The organism is Nocardioides sp. (assembly GCF_016462705.1).
In the GTDB taxonomy this organism is placed as follows: domain Bacteria; phylum Actinomycetota; class Actinomycetes; order Propionibacteriales; family Nocardioidaceae; genus Nocardioides.
Genome location: NZ_JAEMSS010000027.1, coordinates 16,132 through 33,571, shown reverse-complemented (window position 1 = coordinate 33,571; position 17,440 = coordinate 16,132). Strand labels below are relative to the sequence as shown.

Below are 17,440 nucleotides of genomic sequence, written 5' to 3'. Positions count from 1 at the left end.
GGGTGGAGCGGCTGGTGGCGGGTGCGGCGGGTCTCGTGTGGGACAGCCTCAGAGGCTATCTGGCAGCTGGCCGGCGAAGCGCGCGTCCTCCACCAGACGTGACGCACGGCGCAGCGCCTCGGGCGCCTCGGGGTCCAGGCCGAGCGAGTCGAGCAGATCGGTGTAGCGGGCCCGTTCGGCCTCGAGGAGCTCGGTGACCCGCACCTCCAGGGATCGCTTGGCCCGCGCGGCCAGGCTACGGACGGCCTGGTCGCCGAACACCGCCTCGAGGAGCTTCTGGCCGAGCACCGCAGAGCCACCCGCGATCCCGACCTCGGCGCCGAGCAGACCACCGGAGTAGGAGAAGACGACGACCATCAGCGCGACGGCGAGACCGTTGACGCCGAACGCCAGGAACCGTGCCGTCGAGCGCTTGTCCGCGCCCTGGGTGCGGACCATCTCCAGGACGTCGGCCTGCCACTCCCGCACCGACCGCTCGGCCCGGCGGCGCAGGTCACGGGACGCGCGCCCCAGCTCGGCCCCGTGCGGGGCGTCCCGGAGCAGGCCCTGGCCCGCTGCCAGCTGCCGCCAGGACGCCTCGGCGCGCTCGGCCGCGGCCTCGGCGTGCTCCAGGATCAGGAGCTCCAGGCCTGACTCGACGGCCACGGTGACCCGCTCGGCCTGCTGGGGCCGGCCCTTGACGGTGTTGACCAGGCGGTCCCGGATCCGGCCGACCCGGGTCTCCAGCCCCTTGAGCAGCTCGCCGGTCCCGACGAACTCCTGCCACCGGGCCAGCACCTCGCCGCGGAGCAGTGTGCCGTCCGCCGTGGCCGCGACGACGGCGGCGACCGCGTCGTCGTAGGCCTTCGTCGCATCCTGGCGCAGCTGCTCGACGGTGACGCTCTGGTCGGCCGCGGCGTCGGCCACCGGGAAGGTGCGCATGGTGAGGGCCCGGACCGCGCCGTCGAGGGTCTGGAGGACCACGGCGCCGCGCGCGCTCGTGTCCTCGGCCAGCGACCGCAGCCAGGCCCGGACGTCCACGACGTGGTCGGCGGGAAGCAGCCCGTCATCGTCGACCGGCCCCTCCCGGACCACGAACAGCGGCGAGTCCTTGAGCCCCCGGCTGGCGAGCATCCGGGCCAGGTGCGTCGAGACGGTCTGGACGGCCTCCTCGGGGGTGCGGTCCAGCACGATGGCGACGGCGGTCGAGCGCTCCGCGGCCTGCTTGAGGAAGCCCCAGGGCACCTGGTCGGCGTAGCGCGCCGCCGACGTGACGAAGACCCAGAGGTCGGCCGCAGCGAGCAGCTGGGCGGCGAGCACCCGGTTGCGCTCCTCGACCGAGTCGACGTCGGGCGCGTCGAGGATGGCCAGCCCGGGGGGCAACGCCTCACTCGGCACCAGCTGCAGAGCGCCCGGGTCGTTGGTGGCGAAGGAGACCCGCTCCAGGTCGGGCAGCAGCCGGTCCTGCCCGAACCAGGGGGCGTCGTCCGGGTGGTGCACGAGCACCGGTGAGCGGGTGGTCGGGCGCAGCACCCCCGGCTGGGTGACCTTCTGCCCGACCAGCGAGTTGACCAGGGTGGACTTGCCGGCGCCGGTGGACCCGCCGACCACGGCGAGCAGGGGGGCCTCGAGGGTGGTGACCCGCGGGATCACGTAGTCCTCGAGCTGGTCGACCATCTCCCGCCGGCTCTCGCGGTGGGTGTCCATGCCGGGCAGGTCCAGCGGCAGGCGCACCTGCTTGAGCGCGTCGTGCAGGCGGATGAGGGCGGTCAGCATGACCGTGCCGTACGTCGCGGGGTTGGCGTTGGTCATCGGGTCGGCACCACCTGTCCGGGGAAGGCGATGCTCGGACGGACGGCGTTGATCCGGGCGACGTAGTCGCCGCCCCGGGCCGCGAAGTCGGCGGGGGCGGTGCCGCGGAGGTAGCGGTGGTGCAGGAAGCCCAGCTCGATCGCGGCCTGCTGGTAGTCCCGCATGGCCTGCTCGGCGACCTTGCCACCCGTCTGCTTGGCGTAGGCGCGGGCGTGCCGGCGGGCCCGGAGGTCCACCACCCAGCCGATGTCGGTCGCCGGCACGAGCCCGCGCTGCGCCGCGTCGCCGAGGGCGGCCGTGAGCATCCGGCGCTCCGAGCGCCGGGCCCAGACACCGAGCCACACCAGCCCGGCGAAGGCCGGCACCATGATGAGGAGGTAGGTGCCGAAGAACCCCTCGGCCCCGAACAGGGTCGAGCCGTTCCACAACCCGTGTGCCAGCACGGCGAGCAGGTACCCGACGACCGGGGCCAGCCACCGCACCAGCGGGCGGCGGCTGCTCACGGCCAGTCCGATCCCGATACCGGTGAACGCGGTGAACAGCGGGTGCGCGAACGGGCTGAAGACGCAGCGCAGCACGAACGTCGTGGTGATGCCGACCACCCCGCCCGGGCCCATCCCGTCCGAGCCGTTGTAGGCGGCCCCGAGGTAGAGGATGTTCTCGGTGAAGGCGAAGCCGATGCCCACCATGCCGGCGTAGACGATGCCGTCGAGCACCCCGTCCAGCTCGGCCCGCCGCCACCACAGCAGGAACAGCAGGAACAACCCCTTGGTGAGCTCCTCGCTGACCGGCGCCACGACGGCGAGCGAGGCCTCCTCGGTCACGCCGGCGAAGATGCCGCCGATCCCCTGGACCACGAGGGCCCCGAACGTCGCGACGAAGGCTCCCCACAGGAGAGCCATGAGGAGGAGCCGGCGGGGTTCGGGCTCGTAGCGGTCGAGCCAGAGGAAGCAGAGGACCAGCGGGACGACGGGCACCGCCGCCAGGACCGTGGCCAGGATCGTGATCGCCGGGGCACTGGACAGCGCGACGACCAGGAGGATCGGGATCGCCCCCAGGCCGACGAGGACGCACACGATGACCGTGAACGCGCGGCTGTCACGTCGCGCTCTCCTCGCCGTCCCGGTCATGCGGAGGAGCGTATCGGGGGCCGGGCCACCGCCCGGCGGGCGGCGTACGCTGGCCGGGTGACCGACGAGACCTCACCCGAGACCTCACTCGACACGACCACCTCGGAGGGCGGGGAGCCGCTGCACGTGGAGTCCCACGACCCGGCCGTGCCGGACGCCTACTCGCAGTTCATGCGCCAGGGCTGGGGCGGCACCGACCTGGACCTGCCACCGCACCCCATCGCCGGCCCGGCCGCGCGACGCCGCGCTGCGCTCGCCGCGATGTTCCCCGGCGAGCGGCTGGTGCTGCCCTCGGGCACCTTCAAGGTCCGGTCCTACGACACCGAGTACCGGTTCCGCTCGGACACCGCGCACACCTACTACTGCGGCAACCAGACCAGCGACGCCGTGCTCGTCATCGAGGACGGCGAGGCGGTGCTCTACGCCCGCCCGAGCTCGCCCCGGGACAGCGACGAGTTCTTCCGGGACCGGCTCTACGGCGAGCTGTGGGTCGGCCGGCGCCCGTCGCTGCGCGAGGTCTCGGACTCCTTGGGGCTCGAGGTCCGGCACGTCGACCGGCTCCCCGACGCACTGGCCGGCAGCGGGAAGACCCGGGTCCTCCGGGGGATCTCCAGCGTCGTGGACGAGCTGGTGGCCCCGGACGAGTCCCGCGACACGGACTTCGCCCGGGTCGTCTCCGAGGCGCGGTTGGTCAAGGACGACTGGGAGGTCGGCGAGCTCCAGGAGGCGTGCGACATCACCACGCTCGGGTTCGAGGACGTCGTGCGCGACTGGTCCAACGCGCTCCGCTACGGCGAGCGCTGGATCGAGGGCACGTTCTTCCGCCGGGCCCGGGCGATGGGCAACGACATCGGCTACGACTCCATCGTCGGGGGCGGCCAGCACGCGACGACCCTGCACTGGATCGAGAACACCGGCACGATCGACCCGGGCAAGCTGGTCCTGCTCGACATGGGTGCCGAGGGCAGCAACCTCTACACCGCCGACGTCACCCGCACCCTGCCGATCGACGGCCGCTTCACGCCGGTCCAGCGTGAGCTCTACGACCTGGTGTACGCCGCCCAGCAGGCCGGCCTCGACGCCGTCCGTCCCGGTGTCCCGTTCCTCGCCGCACACGACGCCGCGATGGACGTGATGGCCCACGGGCTGGAGTCGATGGGCCTGCTCCCGGTCTCGGCCGAGGAGGCCCTGGACCCGAGCTCGAAGGTCTACGCCCGGTGGACGCTGCACGGCACCAGTCACATGCTCGGCATGGACGTCCACGACTGCGGGGTCGCCTCCGTCGACGTCTACCCGCGCGGTGACCTGGTCGAGGGCATGGTGCTCACCGTCGAGCCCGGGCTCTACTTCCAGGCCGACGACCTGCTCGTCCCCGAGGAGCTCCGCGGCATCGGCATCCGGATCGAGGACGACGTGCTGGTCACCGCCGACGGCAGCCGGAACCTGTCCGCCGCCCTCCCCCGCACCTCCGACGAGGTCGAGCGGTGGTTGGGCGACCTGATGCCGTAGCGGTGTCTTGTCGGCATCTCGGGGACAATGGACCCGCATGCCTCCGTAGCTCAGCTGGATAGAGCGCCGGCCTTCTAATCCGGATGCCGCAGGTTCGAGTCCTGCCGGGGGCGCTCAGCGATCAGGTCCTCACCCCTGCGGCGGCTTCTCGGGCGCCCCGGAGCTGTCGTCCTCGTAGGTGAAGAACGAGATCTTGCCGTCGGCCTCCAGCACGGCGTACTCGATGTCCGACGTGCGCCGGATGCCCTGCTCCCGGGCCGCCACGAGGAGGTCCGCGACGGCGAGCCGGTGCCGGCGCATGGCCGGCTCGTCGGGCTCCCCCTGCGCCACGACCAGCACCGGCCGCCCGGTGATGACGTCGCGGGTGCGCGGGAAGCGCCACTGGGTCCACGACAGCCCGACCGTGAGGAGAGCGAAGGTGCCGACCGCGAGCACGGCGCCGGTGACCGAGTAGTCCTGCTGGGTGACCGCCTGCTGGACGAGGTCGCCCATCGTCACGTAGAGCAGGAGCTCGAACGTGCTGAGCTCCCCCAGGGTCGACCGGCCCACGGCGCGCGTGACGAGCCAGAGGAAGGCGAAGACCACCAGCGCCCGGATCACGATCTCCATGACGACACCCCCGTCCTCACGGCCAGATCCGGGTGTCGAAGTCCACGGTGACGACGGGGCGGCCGCCGTCGATGACGCTCAGCTCGCCGCCGTCCCCGGACTGGGCGGCGGGCTGGATGTAGGCGTCGTAGGTGACGACCAGGGTGTCGCCCTCGGGCGGGGCCTCGAACGTGAGGTAGAGCAGGTCCCCGTCGCGGCTCGTGGCGTCGGGTTCGGGGTTGAAGCCCTGGGTCTCGTAGAGGTCGAGGTAGGTCCCGGTGATCGCCAGGGTGACCTTCTCACCCAACCCGCCCGCGCGCCTGACCGTGGCGGTGACCGGCACGTCGAGGCCCGCCCGCGCCACGGACGGGTACTCCAGCTCCAGCTCCCAGCCGGAACCCTCCGCGTCCACCGTGGCAGTCCGCACGCCCAGCAGACCGACGAGACCCGCGGTGACCGTCAGCGCCAGGAGCGCGAGGAGCCCGCGCCGCGCCCAGAGTCCGCGGAGGTCCTGGTCCCGTCGCTCCAGGTCCCCGAGGGTGGTCGAGGGGAGTGTCACGGCAGGTCGGTAACCACTCCCGCGACCGAAGAACTCCCCACCGGTCACCCGACGCCCGAGACCACGTCTCCGGGGCCGGGCGCCGGTCCTAGACCAGCGTCAGGTCGATGCCCGGGTACTTCGCGGCGAACTCTTCGTCGGTCAGGATCTCGATGGCGCACTTGCGGACGTCGTCGATCTTGTTCCGCAGGTCCGAGGGGTTGCCCACGATCGTGAGCAGGCCGTCGGCCTGCGTGTCGTCGGTGATGAACCCGCAGTACAGGTTGTCGAGCTCGCCGTCGCTGCGGACGATGAGGTGGTTGTAGCCCTCCTCGCCGTAGACGGCGTCCTCACCGGGGCCGGGGACCATGATGTCGTCGCCCGCGTCGCCGGTCATGCTGCGCTTGCCGTCGTAGCCGCTGAGGTTGCCCTCGTCGCCCGGCCCGCCGTACATCACGTCGTTCCCGTCGCCGCCGTCCATGTTGTCGTCGCCGAGACCGCCCCAGAGCGCGTCGTTGCCCTCGCCGCCCGACACGTGGTCGGCGCCGTCGTCGCCGTACATCACGTCGTCACCGGCGATGCCGATCACCTCGTCGTTGCCGGCCCCGCCGACGCCCACGTCGTTGCCCGAGCCGAGCTGGACCCGGTCGTCGCCGTCCTCGCCGTTGACCGTGTCGCCGTCGCCACCGCCGTTGAGACGGTCGTTGCTCGGGCCGCCCAGCAAGAGGTCGCCGCCCGCGTTGCCGGCGAGGTTGTCGGCGCCGTCGCCTCCGATGAGCCGGTCGTTGCCGGCACCTCCGGCGACCTGGTCGTCGCCGCCCAGCGACTTGACCCGGTCGTTGCCGGCCCGCGCCTTGATCGTGTCGGCCTGGGGCGTGCCCTTGATCCGGTTGTCACCGCCCGTCCCGTACTGGTTACGCGCCTGGGCCGTGGCCGTCGTGGCGAGCAGGGCTCCGGCGAGGAGCAGGGCGAGCAGGAAGCTGAGCGGGCGGGTGCTGCGAGTCACGGGTCACTCTTCCGGTGGGTGGCGTTACCGTCGTGTAGACCGATTGTTGATCTCGTAACGCCGCCCCGTGGGCGATCTCCGCTAATTCACCCTTTCGGCCAGACTTCATGGTCAGGCCTCACGGTCGGCCGGGCCAGTCACCCCTGGCTAGACCAGGGTCAGGTCGATGCCTGGGTACCGCTTCACGAACTCCGACTCCGTCATGGTGATCGGACGACCGCATCTCCGGACGTCGTCGTCGGGGTCGACCGCCAGGGCCGGGTCGTCCTGGTCGGCGTAGACGTAGACGATGATCCCGTCGGGCTGGCTCGTCGCCGCGAGGAGTGAGCAGTAGAGCTCGTCGAGGTCCCCGTCGTTGCGGGCCACGATCAGGTTGCTGCCCTCCTCGCCGTAGGCGTAGTCGCGCCCCGGGCCGGGGACGAGGATGTCGTCGCCTGCGTCGCCGGTGATGCTGCCCTTGCCGTCGGCGTCGCGGATCAGGCCCTCTCCGCCGGGACCGCCGTAGATCACGTCGTTGCCGTCACCGCCGTCGAGGTTGTCCTCGCCGGGACCGCCGAACAGCTTGTCGTCGCCCTCGCCGCCCGAGACGTGGTCGTCGCCCTCGCCGCCGTCCATCAGGTCGTTGCCGTCGATGCCGACCATGTCGTCGTTGCCGAGCCCACCGGTCCCGGTGTCGTTGCCGGCGCCGAGCTGGAGGGCGTCGTTGCCGTCACCGCCGACGACCACGTCGTTCTCGGTGCCGCTGTTGATGTCGTCGTTGCCGGTCCCGCCGTCGACGGTGTCGTCGCCGGCGTTGCCGTTGATCGTGTCGGTGCCATCGCCACCGACGACGCTGTCGTTGCCGCCACCGGCGTTGACGGTGTCGTTGCCGACGCCCGCGTCGATGCGGTCGTTGCCGTCGTCGCCCTCGAGGGTGTCGTCGCCCTCGGTGTCGATGATCGTGTCGTTGCCCGTGCCGCCCGCGATCGTGTCGTTGCCGACCTCGCCGAGCAGGGTGTCGTTGCCGTCCTGGCCGGTGATCGTGTCGGAGCCGGTCCCGCCGTACGCCGTGTCGTCACCGGTGCCGAGCGTCAGCTTGTCGTTGCCGCCGTCCCCGTAGACGAGGTCCTTGCCCGGCCCGGCGTCGACCTTGTCGTAGCCGCCCTTGGCCTTGACCTTGTCGTTGCCGCCCTTGGCGTTGATCTGGTCGGCCTTGCTCGTGCCCTTGAGCCGGTTCTTGCCGTTGTCGCCGTTGATGGTCTTCGCCTCGGCGACCGCCGGCGCAGCCAGCATCACCCCGACCACCAGCGCCGCGGCCACTCGTCTCGCGCTCATCCGATCCTCCCCCGTGAGGGTGGCAGTGTACGCAGACTAGGAGTCGGCGCCAGCCCCCGGAAAGACCTCGAACTTGGCTTCTCCGACGCGGCTGGGCACCCCGCCCTCGATCTTGACGGTCGCCTTGCCGGGCTCGTCGCCCACCGGGAAGGCGTACTCGAACTCACCCTGGGCGTCGGCCTTGCCCTCGACCAGGACCTCACCGAGGTAGGTCACGGTCACGCTCTCGCCCTCCAGCAAGCCGGCGACCTTCACGGTCTGGGTGCCGCCGACCTTCAGCTTCTTCTTGGTGACCTCGACGTCCAGCTTCTTGGGAGCGAGCACGAGCACCGGGGTGCTGCCCACGCGGTCCTTGTTGCTGCCCATGACCGTGAGGGTGTACTCGCCCTCCTCGGTGCCCCGGGGGATGCGCACGAGCGCGCTCACGTCGCCCCGCCTGTCGGCGAACCCCTTGGCGAGCAGGTCGTCGTCGAGGAAGATCTTGAACCGCTCCCTGGCGTCCAGGCCGTCGGCGCGGACCCGCACCAGCGTGTTCACGGTCACGAACTCGTCGGGCACGGCCACGGTCAGCTTGGCCGGGGCGCGCTGCGCGACGACCTTGACCTTCGCGCGGGCCTTGCCGTTGACGTTGGTCGCCTTGAGCTTGTAGGCGTGGAAGCCGAGGCTCTTGATCGTGATCCTCTTGCTGCCCTTCTTGGGGCGCTTGCCGTGCCAGTCACCGCCGGCCTTGAGCTTGTCGGCTCCCGTGGAGACCCAGCTCAGCTTGATCTTCTGTCCGACGTAGGGCGTCCTGTCCGAGACCCAGAGCTTGACCTTGGGCTTGGGTCCGTACTGGACCTTGTGCACCTGGACGCCGGCGGACACGTCGTGCGTGGCGTCGCCGGTGTACGTCGCGCTCAGGGTGTGGTTGCCGACCGCGAGCGACGAGACGTCGAGCCGCGCGACTCCGCCGCTGAGCGGCGCCGAACCCAGCAGGGTGGCGCCCTCGTGGAACTGGACCGTCCCGGTCGGCGTGGCACCTCCCGCGACCACCGCCCTCAAGGTGGTGGCCTTGGAGAGCTCGGAGGGGTTGGGGTTGGTGGTCAGCGTGGTCGACGTCGGCGTGAGGACCGTGGGCGTGCCGGCACCGTCGAAGTTGAAGGAGAAGGCGCCGGTGCCCGCTCCGGCGGGCGCGTGGGACTGGACCATCGTGTAGACCGCGCCCGCGCTCAGGGCCACCGTCTCGCTGACGTCGACGAAGGCCAGGCAGTTGGTGGCGGGGCTCGTGGGGCTGAACGGACCGGTGTAGATGCCGATCCGGCCGTCGTTGGCGCCGCTGTTGTCGGTGACCGTGTAGCTCGCGGTGGCGCTCACCGTGAACCGGACGACCTTGTAGCCGGCCGGTCCGCCCGATCCCGGTGTGCAGCTCGAGTCGGTGCCCAGGGGGGTGCTCATGACCGGGTCGGTGAGCGCGACCTGGTAGCTCACCGGCGTCACGACGGCCGAGGCCGGTGAGGCGAGGACCAGACCGCTCAGGGCGACCGCCAGGGACAGGACCATGAGGGTGACCACACGGGTCACACCACGAGACTCGTTTCTCACCCGTTCACGGTACGTCGGGGCATCCGCGCGTGTGGGGGAAACGAGAAAGCCGCGCGGATCCCGCCGCTCGGCCTTCTCCCCACGCCGACTCCCGGGTCCCGCGGTCCGGCCAACCAGCGGTGGGTAACGATTCAGTCATGTCCTCGACCTCGGCGACCGGCAACGGTCTCGCCCCGCACGTCCTCGTCCTGTTCGGCGCCACAGGCGACCTGGCGGGCCGCAAGCTCTTCCCCGGCCTCTACCGGTTGGCCGCCGCGGGCCGGCTGCCCCAGAGCTTCCGGGTCATCGGCAGTGGCAGGACGTCGCCCGGCACGGACGAGGAGTTCCGGGCGGCGATCCGCGAGGCACTCGAGGACCGGGTCGACGAGCTCGACGGCGAGGTCCTCGACGACCTGCTGGCGCGGCTCAGCTTCCAGACCTCGAACGCCGACGACGGCTCGGACCTGGCCGCGGCGGTGCGGGCCGCGGAGGACGAGCTCGGCGACGACGTACGGCGCCTGGTCTATCTCTCCGTCCCCCCGTCGGCGATGCTGGACATGATCGCGATGCTCGGTCGGGAGGGTCTGGCGGAGCGGGCCCGGCTGGTGATCGAGAAGCCGTTCGGGCTCGACCTGGAGTCGGCCCGCACCCTCGACGCGGCGCTGAAGGAGGTCGTCGAGGAGGACCAGGTCTTCCGCATCGACCACTTCCTCGGCAAGGAGGCCGTCCAGAACATCCTCGCCCTGCGGTTCGCGAACGGTCTCTTCGAGCCGGCATGGGACCGGCGGAGCATCGAGTCGGTGCAGATCGACGTGCCCGAGGAGCTCGACATCCAGGGCCGCGGCAGCTTCTACGAAGGCACCGGGTGCCTGCGCGACATGATCTCCACGCACCTGTGCCAGCTGCTCGGCTTCGTCGGGCTCGAGGACCCGGGCGCCTTCCACGAACGACGTCTCCGCGACGCCAAGGCGCGGGTGTTCCAGCAGCTCCAGCCGCTCGACCCCGAGCGCGTCGTGTTCGGGCAGTACGTCGGCTACCGCGACGAGGACGACGTCGACCCGGAGTCGAACGTCGAGACCTTCGTCGCGATCGAGGCGTACGTCGACAACGACCGCTGGCGCGGCGTGCCCTTCTACCTCCGCACCGGCAAGGCGATGGCGCTGAGCTGTCGCACCATCACCCTCCGGTTCCGCAACCCGGCCTGCGACTGGTGGCAGGCGCTGTCGATGGACGGGGTCAACCCCGGCCCCAACGAGCTGGTCCTGCAGCTGACCGACGACGCGCACATCTCGCTGGAGATGCGGGCCAAGAAGCCCGGCCCCGACATGGAGCTCGTCGAGGCCGTCATGGCGGTCGACTTCGCGCAGGACTTCCCGAACGACGACCCGCTCGAGGCCTACGAGCGCCTGATCCTCGACGTGCTGCGAGGTGACCGGACCCTCTTCACCCGCTCCGACGAGGTCGAGCGGCTCTGGGAGGTGTGCCAGCCTCTGCTGGACGACCCGCCGGAGGTGGTGCCCTACGACAAGGGGTCGTGGGGTCCGCAGGCGGCCCTCGACCTGCCCCGGGGTGGCTGGCGGCTCGGCGGCTGAACGGCTACCTGCGCGCGGGGAACTCGGCCTCGTGCGTCGCGGTCTCCCGCATCACGTCGGGCCGGAAGCCGTGGCTCACACCCCACAGCACCGCCTGGGAGCGGCTGGTGACCCCCATCTTGCGGTAGGCCGTGCGGATGTAGGTCTTGACCGAGTTGATCGACAGGTAGCTGCGGGTCGCGATCTCCTGGTTGGACAGGCCTTGGGTGATCAGCGCGATGATCTCGGCCTCACGCGCCGTCAGACCCTCCGTCTTGCCGGGCCAGTCGCCGGCGTCGCGGTCTCGGCCCGCCGGCCTCGTCGGCACCACCACCTGCCCGGCGTGCACCGCCTCGATGGCACGTACGAGCTCCTCGCCCTGGAGGCTCTTGGACAGGTAGCCCGACGCGCCCTGCTTGAGCGAGCGGGCGACGAGCTCGGGCTGCAGGTTCCAGCTGAAGATCGCGACCTTGGCGCCGTTGCCCTCGACGAGGTCGTCGAGGTCGATCCCGTCGCCCTGGACCTGTCCGAAGGTGTCGTAGAGGACGACGTCCACGTCCTGGACGACGGCCACCTTGGCGTCGAGCTCGACGACCGCGACCCGGTCCGAGTAGGGCTCGAGGAGCGCGGCGACGCCGCGGACGACGAGCTCGTAGTCGTTGACGACGGCTACTCGGACGGGGCCGTTCCCGGAGCGGGTGTTCATGCCCACTCCTTACCCAGTGCGGGCGAGTTCGACACCCTTTCGGGTGGCGTAGCCGAGGTGGACCGGGTCACAGGGCTCGCACCGGGTCGACCGGTCGCGGCCGCGACACGCCCGCGTCAATCCGAGGTCCGAGGCCGGGCCGCGCCTACGTTGGTCGTGGCCCCGCATCGTATGAGGTTGCGGGGCCTGAACTATTTGCCCTGGTTGGCGACGTCTCCGGCGTCCGCCTCGTGGTCGCGGACGTATCCGTCGATCTCACCGAGGATGCGGGCCTTGACCTGCGGCTCGGCGAACGACGCGTGGACGCCCGCCCGGGCGAGGTCGGCGACTCCCGCGCGGTCCAGCCCGAGCAGGTCCGCGGCGATCCCGTACTCCTGGTTCAGCGTCGTGGAGAACATCGGCGGGTCGTCGGAGCCGACCGTGATGACCACGCCCGCGTCGCGGAAGGCGGCGATCGGGTGCTCGGCGAGACTGGCCACGGCCCGGGTGGCGACGTTGGACGAGGGGCACACCTCCAGCGGTGTGCCGGTCTCGGCGAGGTGGGCGAGCAGCGCGGGGTCCTGCGCGGCCGAGGTGCCGTGGCCGATGCGCTCGGCCCCGAGGAGACGCAGCGACTCCCAGATCGTCTCGGGCCCGGTCGTCTCCCCCGCGTGCGGCACGGAGTGCAGCCCGGCGGCGCGAGCGGCGTCGAACACCTCCGTGAACTGCGCCCGGGGGACGCCGACCTCAGGCCCACCGAGCCCGAACGCCACCAGGCCCTCGGGCCGGTGGTCCACGGCGTACGTGAGCGTCGCCTCGGCCGACGGCAGCCCGAACTCGCCCGGGATGTCGTAGACCCAGCGCAGGACCAGCCCGAAGTCGCGCTCGGCGTCGAGCCGGGCGGCCTCGATGGCCTCGGTGTAGGCCTCGATCGGCATGCCGAGCGACGGGTCGTCCGGTCGGACGGACGTGAAGGGCGTGCAGGTCAGCTCGGCGTAGCGCAGCTGCTGCTCGGTCGCCATCTCCCGGGCCACCTCGTGGGTGAGGTAGTAGACGTCGTCGGGCGTCCGGATGAGCGCGACCACGGCGAGGTAGACCTCGATGAAGTGGGCGAAGTCGCGGAACTCGTAGAACCGCCTCAGCTCGTCGAGGTCGCTCGGCACGGTCCCAGGGTGGCGCGCAGCCAGCTCGCTGACGATCCGTGGGGACGCCGAGCCGACGTGGTGCACGTGCAGCTCGACCTTGGGCAGGTCGCGGATGAACTGGTCGAGGCCGGGGAGAACGGGGGACGTCACTCCACCACTGAACCGCGAGGACGGGGTGAACTGCCAGTTCTCGACCGCCGGGCAGGACGTCCCGACCTGTGGGGCCGTTGGTCCCGACCCGGGCCTCGGGCCGTGGCGATCGTGGGTTCGCCTCCTACCCTGGACCCGAACCAGCCCGGGCCATCGGCCGGCACGACGACCGAAAGCAGCAGATGAGCAAGCAGTCACGGATCAGGACCCAGGAGCTGCGCAAGGCACAGCAGGAAGCAGCAGCCCGCAAGGCGAAGCAGCGCAGGATCGCCCAGGCGCTGGGCGGCGTCGTGATCCTCGGTCTGGTCGCCGCGATCGTGTGGGCCGTGGTCAACGCCGCCAGCGGGGACGACGACGGCGGCGGCCCGACCGGGACGGTCGTCGTCCCGGACAACGTGACCTCGTCCGGAGCCTTCCCCGTCGGTGCGGACGACGCGCCGGTCACCGTCGAGATCTACTACGACTACATGTGCCCCGCGTGCGGCGCCTTCGAGTCCGTCAACGAGGCGGAGCTCGACCGGCTGATGTCCGAGGGCGTCGCCAAGGTCGAGCTGCGCCCGATCTCGATCCTCGACCGCTTCTCGGAGGGCACCGAGTACTCCACCCGGTCGGCGAGCGCCTTCGCCACCGTCGTCGACGGCGCTCCGGACAGCGCCTGGGCCTTCCACAGCGCGCTGTTCGAGCAGCAGCCGGACGAGGGCACCGAAGGGCTGAGCGACGACGAGATCGCCGACATCGCGACCGACGCCGGGGTGCCGGCCGACGTGGTGGACCAGTTCGGCGAGGGCACCTTCGAGGCGTGGGTCGCCTCGGTGACCGACGAGGCCACCACCGACGGCGGCGTCCAGGGGACACCGACGGTCAAGATCGACGGCGAGGTCTTCGAGGGCGACTGGTCCAGGCCCGGAGTGCTGACCGAGGCCATCGAGTCCGCCGCCGGCGACCAGTGACCCGCACGCTCGACGAGATCGCGCCCCCGGCCCGCGGGTCACGGCTGGGCGAGTTCCGGCACAGCAGCGTCACCGTCTGGGTGACGATGCTGGTCGCCTCGATCGCCAGCCTCGTGGCGTCGTTCGTGCTGTCGGTGGAGGCACTGACGCTCGCCGAGAACCCCAACGCCGACCTGGGCTGCGACATCAACGCGGTGATCAGCTGCGGCACGGTCGCCGACTCCTGGCAGTCCCAGGTCCTCGGCTTCCCCAACGCGTTCCTCGGGCTGATGACCGAGCCCGTCGTGATCACGATCGCCGTCGCCGGCCTGGCCGGGGTGCGCTTCCCCCGGTGGTTCATGCTCGCCGCCCAGGTCGTCTACACGATCGGGCTGGTTTTCGCGTACTGGCTGTTCCACCAGGCGATGTTCGACATCGGCGCGCTGTGCCCGTGGTGCATGTTGATCACCCTGGCCACGACCCTGGTGTTCTTCGAGATGACCTACGTCAACATCCGCGACGACAACCTCTACCTGCCCAGGCGGGTCCAGGCCGGGCTGGCCCGGTTCGTGCGGTCCAACCTCGACCTGATCCTCGTGGTCGTGTGGCTCCTCGTCCTGGTCCTGGCGGTGGTCCTGAAGTACGGCGAAGCGCTGTTCGCCTGAAGGCCTCCGACGCCACGCCCTAGGGTGGGGGCGTGAGCGAGCGACTCGTCTGGATCGACTGTGAGATGACAGGTCTCGACCTGGTGAACGACGCGTTGATCGAGGTCGCCGCCCTGGTCACCGACTTCGACCTCAACGTGCTCGGGGACGGGGTCGACATCGTGATCAAGCCCCCGGACGAGGCGATCACCCAGATGGGCGACTACGTCCGGCAAATGCACCAGAAGTCCGGGCTCACCGCCCAGCTCGAGTCCGGTGTCTCGCTCCAGGAGGCCGAGCGACAGGTGCTCGCCTACATCCGGAAGTACTGCGCCGAGGGCAGCAGGCCCCCGCTCGCCGGCAACACCGTCGCCACCGACCGGTCGTTCCTGGTGCGGGACATGCCCACGCTGGAGTCCTTCCTCCACTACCGCATCGTCGACGTCTCCTCGATCAAGGAGCTGTCTCGGCGCTGGTTCCCGCGCGCCTACTACCAGGCGCCGTCCAAGCGGGGGAACCACCGGGCGCTGGCCGACATCCAGGAGAGCATCGAGGAGCTGCGCTACTACCGCGAGGCGGTGTTCGTGCCCTCCCCCGGCCCCGACAGCGACACCTCGCGGCGGATCGCGGCCAAGCACGGCGGCTCGATCACCGGTCTCCCCGAGGCACCTCCTGCGGAGGCGGGCGCTCAGCTCTGATCCCGATTCCCGGCGAACGCCTCGCCTCCCCTACACTTTCGTGTCGGTCCTGGGCCCTGCCCGGGACCACATGGTGGGTATAGCTCAGCTGGTAGAGCGCCGCGTTGTGGTCGCGGATGTCGCGGGTTCAAGTCCCGTTACTCACCCCAGGTCGTTCCCCAGCGGGCCGTTCTCTGACTAGAGTCAGAGAATGGCCGACACCGACGTGGTCCGGCGGTTCAACCGGACCTACACCCAGCGCATCGGCGCCCTAGACGAGTCGTTCCTGGGGCTCGGGCTTCCTCTGGGGCTGGCTCGGCTGGTGTTCGAGGTCGGCACGTCCCCCGACGGGTTGACGGCTCTCGGACTCAGGTCGCGGCTCGGCCTGGACTCCGGCCACCTCGCCCGGCAGCTCCGGTCGCTGGAGGAACGTGGGCTGGTCGACGTCCGCCCGGACCCTGCTGACCGCCGTCGTCGCGTGGTCGCCCTGACCCGGAGCGGGTGGGCACTTCGCGATCGTCTCGACGCACGCTCCGAGCGGCTCGCCGCGCGGCTGGTCGAGCCACTCACCGAGCGACAGCGTGCCCGGCTGACCGAGGCGCTGGCCACCGCGGACCTGCTGGTGCGGGCCGCCACGGTCGACATCCGGACCGTCGACCCGACCGAGCCGGCGGCGGTGGAGGCCATGGACAGCTACTTCGCCGAGCTGGACCGCCGGTTCCCCGACGGGTTCGACCCGGGGCCCGCCGAGGTGGGCGACATGGTGGCCGCCACCGGCGGCGCGTTCGTGCTCGCCACCAGCGACGGGGGGCCGGTCGCCTCCGGAGGGATCCGGTCCCTCGGACCGGAGGTCGGCGAGATCAAGCGGATGTGGGTCCACGACGAGTGGCGCGGGGCGGGACTGGGGTCACGGCTGCTCCGACATCTCGAGGCCACGGCCCGGGACCTGGGCCACCGGACCGTCCGCCTGGACACGAACCGCACGCTGACCGAGGCGATCGCGATGTACGACCGGGCCGGCTACCGCCCGATCGAGCGCTACAACGACAACCCGTACGCGCAGGCGTTCTTCGAGAAGGCGCTCGACTGTGAGGTTCCCGAGGGCGGCGATAAGGTTAGGCGTCCCTAAGCCTGCCCGAGAGGCCGCACCATGCGCAGAGCGCCGGTGGCGCTGACCGCCGCCCTCCTGATCGCCCCCCTCCTCGCCGCCTGCGGCGGCGACGACGACGGCCCCTTCATCACCGTCTACAACGCCCAGCACGAGGAGCTGCTGGAGGAGGTGGCCCCGATCTTCGAGGAGGAGACCGGGATCGAGGTCAAGCTGCGCAGCGGCAAGGACCTCGAGCTCGCCAACCAGCTGGTCCAGGAGGGCGACGCCTCGCCCGCAGACGTCTTCCTCACCGAGAACTCCCCCGCGATGACGCTCGTCGACAACGCCGGCCTGTTCGAGCCGATCGACGACGAGACACTGGCGCTGGTTCCTCCGCAGTTCTCCCCCTCAGACAAGAGCTGGCTGGGCTTCATCGCCCGGTCGACGGTCATGGTCTACAACACCGATGCCCTCTCGGAGGACGAGCTGCCAACCTCGCTGATGGACCTGGCCCAGCCGGAGTGGGCGAGCCGGGTGGCGTTCTCCCCGACGGGCGCGGACTTCCAGGCGATCGTCAGCGCGGTCGTGGCGACCCAGGGCGAGGAGGCGGCCCGGTCGTGGATCCAGAGCCTCGCCGACAACGGCACGGTGCTGGAGAACAACCTGGTCGTGATGAAGGCCGTCAACGACGGCGAGGTCGACGCCGGGATCATCTACCACTACTACTGGTACCGCGACCAGAAGGAGTCCGGCGAGAACAGCGACTCCTCCCAGCTGCACTTCTTCGGCGACCAGGACCCGGGTGCCTTCCTCAGCGTCTCCGGCGCCGGGGTCCTCGCGGCGAGCGACAAGAGGGAGGACGCCCAGGCGTTCGTCGAGTTCCTGGCCGGCGAGGAGGGCCAGCAGGCCATCGCCGACTCCTACGCCCTCGAGTACCCGCTCAACCCGGCCGTCTCCCTGGAGCCGCCCGTCAAGCCGTTCAGCGAGCTGGAGCCCCCGGCCATCGACGTCTCGACCCTCAACAGCGAGGTGGTCGTGCAGATGATGCAGGACGTGGGGCTCCTCTGAGCACCCTCGCCGCTCCGCTGGACCGGCCGCCGGGCGACGCCCCGG

Annotated in this window: 16 protein-coding genes and 2 tRNA genes; 9 read left to right on the top strand and 9 right to left on the bottom strand. The window is 70.9% G+C overall.

The window, feature by feature from the left end; all coding sequences use genetic code 11:
* Positions 1 to 48 precede the first annotated feature (48 nt).
* Complete coding sequence (locus JHD21_RS05580) at positions 49 to 1,791, bottom strand: dynamin family protein (protein ID WP_292672322.1); 1,743 nt, start codon at positions 1,789 to 1,791, stop codon at positions 49 to 51.
* Complete coding sequence (locus tag JHD21_RS05575; RefSeq protein WP_292672321.1) at positions 1,788 to 2,921, bottom strand: PrsW family intramembrane metalloprotease; 1,134 nt, start codon at positions 2,919 to 2,921, stop codon at positions 1,788 to 1,790. Before JHD21_RS05575 ends, JHD21_RS05580 begins: the two co-directional genes overlap by 4 nt.
* A 57-nt stretch (positions 2,922 to 2,978) precedes the next feature.
* Between JHD21_RS05575 and JHD21_RS05570 the strand changes: the two genes are divergently transcribed.
* Together JHD21_RS05570 and JHD21_RS05565 are read left to right on the top strand one after the other, a co-directional pair.
* Positions 2,979 to 4,430: an aminopeptidase P family protein gene (locus JHD21_RS05570; RefSeq protein WP_292672319.1), complete on the top strand. Its 1,452-nt coding sequence runs from the start codon at positions 2,979 to 2,981 to the stop codon at positions 4,428 to 4,430.
* Positions 4,431 to 4,469: 39 nt separating this feature from the next.
* Positions 4,470 to 4,543, top strand: a tRNA-Arg gene (locus JHD21_RS05565).
* A 16-nt stretch (positions 4,544 to 4,559) separates the two neighbouring features.
* On the opposite strand, the gene JHD21_RS05560 is transcribed toward JHD21_RS05565, so the two are convergent.
* The 5 genes from JHD21_RS05560 to JHD21_RS05540 form a co-directional block, all read right to left on the bottom strand.
* Positions 4,560 to 5,039 carry a YetF domain-containing protein gene (locus JHD21_RS05560; RefSeq protein WP_292672318.1) on the bottom strand — a complete coding sequence of 160 codons (480 nt, stop codon included), beginning with the start codon at positions 5,037 to 5,039 and terminating at the stop codon, positions 4,560 to 4,562.
* A gap of 16 nt (positions 5,040 to 5,055) precedes the next feature.
* Positions 5,056 to 5,577, bottom strand: a complete 522-nt coding sequence (locus JHD21_RS05555; protein ID WP_292672316.1) for a hypothetical protein — start codon at positions 5,575 to 5,577, stop codon at positions 5,056 to 5,058.
* 88 nt (positions 5,578 to 5,665) lie between these two features.
* On the bottom strand, positions 5,666 to 6,562 hold the full coding sequence (locus JHD21_RS05550) for a hypothetical protein (RefSeq protein WP_292672315.1): 897 nt from the start codon (positions 6,560 to 6,562) through the stop codon (positions 5,666 to 5,668).
* A 147-nt stretch (positions 6,563 to 6,709) separates the two neighbouring features.
* Positions 6,710 to 7,876 (bottom strand): calcium-binding protein, encoded by a 1,167-nt coding sequence (locus JHD21_RS05545; RefSeq protein WP_292672313.1) that lies wholly within the window; start codon positions 7,874 to 7,876, stop codon positions 6,710 to 6,712.
* A gap of 36 nt (positions 7,877 to 7,912) precedes the next feature.
* On the bottom strand, positions 7,913 to 9,436 hold the full coding sequence (locus tag JHD21_RS05540) for an Ig-like domain-containing protein (RefSeq protein WP_292672312.1): 1,524 nt from the start codon (positions 9,434 to 9,436) through the stop codon (positions 7,913 to 7,915).
* 158 nt (positions 9,437 to 9,594) lie between these two features.
* On the opposite strand from JHD21_RS05540, the gene zwf reads away from it, so the two are divergent.
* Entirely contained in the window at positions 9,595 to 11,028 is a 1,434-nt protein-coding gene (gene zwf / locus JHD21_RS05535; RefSeq protein WP_292672311.1) for a glucose-6-phosphate dehydrogenase, read from the top strand.
* 4 nt (positions 11,029 to 11,032) lie between these two features.
* Here the strand turns inward: zwf and JHD21_RS05530 are convergent, their stop codons facing one another.
* Together JHD21_RS05530 and JHD21_RS05525 are read right to left on the bottom strand one after the other, a co-directional pair.
* Complete coding sequence (locus tag JHD21_RS05530) at positions 11,033 to 11,713, bottom strand: response regulator transcription factor (RefSeq protein ID WP_292672310.1); 681 nt, start codon at positions 11,711 to 11,713, stop codon at positions 11,033 to 11,035.
* 191 nt (positions 11,714 to 11,904) lie between these two features.
* Entirely contained in the window at positions 11,905 to 12,987 is a 1,083-nt protein-coding gene (locus JHD21_RS05525) for an adenosine deaminase (RefSeq protein ID WP_292672308.1), read from the bottom strand.
* A 182-nt stretch (positions 12,988 to 13,169) separates the two neighbouring features.
* Between JHD21_RS05525 and JHD21_RS05520 the strand changes: the two genes are divergently transcribed.
* The 6 genes from JHD21_RS05520 (at position 13,170) to JHD21_RS05495 (ending at position 17,395) form a co-directional block, all read left to right on the top strand.
* On the top strand, positions 13,170 to 13,937 hold the full coding sequence (locus tag JHD21_RS05520; RefSeq protein ID WP_292672306.1) for a DsbA family protein: 768 nt from the start codon (positions 13,170 to 13,172) through the stop codon (positions 13,935 to 13,937).
* Positions 13,934 to 14,581 (top strand): vitamin K epoxide reductase family protein, encoded by a 648-nt coding sequence (locus JHD21_RS05515; RefSeq protein WP_292672305.1) that lies wholly within the window; start codon positions 13,934 to 13,936, stop codon positions 14,579 to 14,581. Before JHD21_RS05520 ends, JHD21_RS05515 begins: the two co-directional genes overlap by 4 nt.
* A 32-nt stretch (positions 14,582 to 14,613) precedes the next feature.
* Positions 14,614 to 15,258, top strand: coding sequence for an oligoribonuclease (gene orn, locus JHD21_RS05510; protein WP_292672303.1), 645 nt, complete (start codon positions 14,614 to 14,616; stop codon positions 15,256 to 15,258).
* 73 nt (positions 15,259 to 15,331) lie between these two features.
* Positions 15,332 to 15,407: transfer RNA gene (locus JHD21_RS05505), tRNA-His, on the top strand.
* 41 nt (positions 15,408 to 15,448) lie between these two features.
* Positions 15,449 to 16,366 carry a helix-turn-helix domain-containing GNAT family N-acetyltransferase gene (locus JHD21_RS05500; RefSeq protein WP_292672301.1) on the top strand — a complete coding sequence of 306 codons (918 nt, stop codon included), beginning with the start codon at positions 15,449 to 15,451 and terminating at the stop codon, positions 16,364 to 16,366.
* 21 nt (positions 16,367 to 16,387) lie between these two features.
* Complete coding sequence (locus JHD21_RS05495; RefSeq protein ID WP_292672299.1) at positions 16,388 to 17,395, top strand: iron ABC transporter substrate-binding protein; 1,008 nt, start codon at positions 16,388 to 16,390, stop codon at positions 17,393 to 17,395.
* The last annotated feature ends 45 nt before the right edge of the window (positions 17,396 to 17,440 follow it).